The 3,378-nt window shown below is 45.1% G+C and carries 3 protein-coding genes and 1 pseudogene; 3 read left to right on the plus strand and 1 reads right to left on the minus strand.

The genetic code is table 11. The annotated features are described in order from the left end of the window. Positions 1-29: 29 nt before the first annotated feature. Positions 30-941, minus strand: a pseudogene (locus WBA23_RS19175) (Rpn family recombination-promoting nuclease/putative transposase). Between the two features lie 12 nt (positions 942-953). Between WBA23_RS19175 and WBA23_RS19180 the strand changes: the two are divergent. The 3 genes from WBA23_RS19180 to uvrB all read left to right on the plus strand — a co-directional run. Next, positions 954-1,079 (plus strand): hypothetical protein, encoded by a 126-nt coding sequence (locus WBA23_RS19180; RefSeq protein ID WP_424583892.1) that lies wholly within the window; start codon positions 954-956, stop codon positions 1,077-1,079. Between the two features lie 48 nt (positions 1,080-1,127). Beyond that, entirely contained in the window at positions 1,128-1,325 is a 198-nt protein-coding gene (locus tag WBA23_RS19185) for a hypothetical protein (protein WP_424583893.1), read from the plus strand. Between the two features lie 136 nt (positions 1,326-1,461). Continuing rightward, positions 1,462-3,378, plus strand: a 1,917-nt coding sequence (uvrB, locus tag WBA23_RS19190; protein WP_424583894.1) for an excinuclease ABC subunit UvrB, incomplete at its 3' end; no start/stop codon positions are given.

Raw genomic sequence — 3,378 nt, forward strand, 5'->3', positions numbered from 1 at the left:
AAACTGGAGCCCTACGCTGATTTTTATATTCATTCATCACCCGAACGGAATTTCTCAATTTCTTCGGCAGAAAGACCAGTCATATCCGAGATTGTTTCCGTAGAGTAACCTTTGGTTAATCCTCGTTGAGCTGTTCTAATACGCTCTTCTTCTTTTCCTTCTTGGTGCGAGGTATCTACTACATTCTTGATGTCGCGGTAGTATTTCACACTTTCTTCGTAGGAGGCTCGTTCCTGCTTGCTAAACTTGGCAATCTCTGCTGCCTTAAATAGCTTCTGAAACACTCGCTCTTGCAATGCTTTGGGACGGTCTTGTAATTGAGATAAATATCGGAGTACATAGAGCCACTTCTCAAACTGAGCCCCTAACTGCTCCTCAGTTTTCTTAAACTTGGGAAGTTCGATATAAATGTAAGTTAGCTTTTCATAGAAGGTTCGGCAATCCTGATCTTTCTGCTTGATCGTATGTAGTAAATTTTCTTCATCCCGATGATCCTCGAAAATAAAATCAAGGATACCCACTGTATAAACTGCCGTAAGCTTGAACCGGGTGGCCGGGCCATTCTAGTCCCCTTGCTTCGCTTGTTCTTGAATAGGAAACGTAGAGTAGTATAAGGTTCGCTCCTTAAAGTAATTTTGTTTTGCTTTTTGCACCTCTACAATAAATTTGTCACCGTTTTCCCTTTCGCAGTAAATCCGGATCGCCGGCCGATCAAATATTGCTTTTCTATCTAAAATATTTCCTCCTAAATGCTCATTTTTAGCATAATTAAGTTTCTGAATACGATGATGGGGAGGAAGCAACTGATTAAGAAAATCAGTCAGCAAATCTTTGTTCGGCTCCGTTCCAAACAGTTTCTTAAAACCGTAGTCAGTCAGCGGCCGGGTGGCCGGTGCCATTGATATAACGTTCCATATTGCGAATTTAGCTATTTTACGCATAAACAGAGTACGATGAGCGAATTCAAAGAAAAGGTCGGACAACTGAACGCTCTAATTATTGAAGGCAATACGCTACAGGCAATGGAGTTATTTTACGCTAACGAAGTAGTGATGCAGGAGAACGAAGAAGAAGCCTAAGTAGGAAAAGTAGAATGCCTGGCAGCCGAGAAAGATAACTTATCAAAAGTGTCGAAAGTCTACAGTAAGCTATTGAATCAAGCCATTAATCTTCATCAAGAAGTCGTATTCAGCGAATGGGAAATCATATTTACTGATCACCAGGGCCACAAGTCTCAACTTACTGAAGTCTCAGTACAGCAGTGGGCTGACGGATTAGTTATTCGCGAGAAATTCTATTGCCAGACAATTCAGTCTATCGGTTAATCCTCACCACCCTACACAAATCATTATTCATTCGGCTATTAGCTAAACTAACCTTCTCTAAAAGGTGTTATTTCTGAGCTACCACAGCTAATTGTTTCCGCCTGAGGCGGACTAATTGTTCACTGCTAATTGAAATATGGATTTCAACCTCACCTCAGACTTCCAACCTACCGGCGATCAGCCCGAAGCTATTAATCAACTGATACAAGGTATAAATGCTGACGATCGAGCCCAGACCTTACTGGGAGTAACTGGTTCGGGTAAGACATTCACAGTAGCCAATGTGGTTGCGCAGTTGAATCGGCCTACGTTGGTTATTAGTCACAATAAAACGCTGGCGGCCCAACTGTACGGTGAGTTCAAGCAGTTCTTCCCCGAAAATGCGGTGGAGTACTTTATTTCTTACTACGACTATTATCAGCCCGAGGCCTATATTCCCACGAACAATACCTACATTGAGAAAGATCTTCAGATCAACGATGAAATCGAAAAGTTGCGGCTGAGCGCGACTTCGGCTCTCCTTTCGGGGCGGCGCGATGTTCTGATTGTGGCTTCGGTTTCCTGCATCTACGGACTAGGTAATCCTGATGAGTTTGGAAAGAATGTAGTTAAACTTCAGGAAGGTGATGTACTTTCGCGTCAGAAGCTGCTTTACTCGCTCGTTGATATTCTGTACAGCCGGACCGAAGGCGAGTTTCGGCGCGGTAATTTTCGGGTGAAGGGCGATACGGTAGATATTTTTATCGCTTACGCTGACTTCGCCTATCGAATCTATTTTTGGGGCGACGAAATTGAAGCTATCCACCGCATTGATCCGCACACCGGTAAAAAGCTAGCTGACGAACGGCTAATTACTATTTATCCGGCCAACCTGTTTGTGACCGGTAAAGCTACCCAGCAGCAGGCAATTCACGAAATACAGGACGACCTGGTAGCCCAAATCGGTAGTTTTGAAAAAGAACAGCGTTACTTGGAAGCCAAGCGTATTCAGGAACGTACTGAGTTCGACTTGGAAATGATTCGGGAGTTGGGTTACTGTTCTGGTATTGAGAACTACTCCCGCTACTTCGATCGTCGCGAACCCGGTCAGCGGCCATTCTGCCTATTAGATTATTTTCCAGAGGATTATCTAATGGTGATTGATGAAAGTCACGTGACGGTTCCCCAGGTTCGCGCTATGTGGGGCGGTGACCGTTCTCGTAAAGTAAATTTGGTAGATTATGGTTTCCGTTTACCGTCCGCTCTAGATAACCGTCCCCTGACGTTCAGTGAGTTTGAAATGATGATTAATCAGATCATTTATGTGAGTGCCACACCCAGCGACTACGAATTGCGCGAATCAGACGGGGTGGTGGTAGAGCAAGTGATCCGACCTACCGGCTTGCTGGATCCGGTGATTGAAGTCCGACCGAGTGTCAATCAGATTGATGATCTGTTAGGTGAGATTGACGACCGAGTGAAGAAAAATGAACGAGTGCTGGTAACTACCCTTACTAAACGAATGGCCGAAGAGATGCAGAAATTTCTGGAGCGGGCTGGAGTGCAGAGTCGCTACATTCACTCAGATATAAAACCACTGGATCGGGTAGAAATTTTGCGGGGTTTGCGATTGGGCGATTTTGATGTACTGGTAGGAGTGAACCTGCTACGGGAAGGGCTAGACTTACCGGAAGTATCGCTGGTAGCCATTCTGGATGCTGACAAGGAAGGATTTCTGCGGAACGAACGCTCGCTGGTGCAGACTATTGGTCGAGCGGCTCGTAATGAAAACGGTATGTGCATTATGTACGCCGACAAAGTTACTGGATCAATGCAAGTAGCGATTGACGAAACTAATCGTCGCCGGAGCCGACAGATGAAATACAACAAGGAACACGGAATTACCCCAAAAACTGTACTCAAATCTAAGGAATCGATTATGGGGCAAACCAAAGTAGCTGACTCGCGAAAGGCACCAGCCAAAACCTACACGGGTCCTGACAAAACCAGCATTGCCGCCGACCCGGTAGTTGCTTACATGAACAAGCCCGATTTAGAGAAGCTGATGAACCAG

Source organism: Tunicatimonas sp. (assembly GCF_049647865.1).
Lineage (GTDB): Bacteria > Bacteroidota > Bacteroidia > Cytophagales > Cyclobacteriaceae > Tunicatimonas.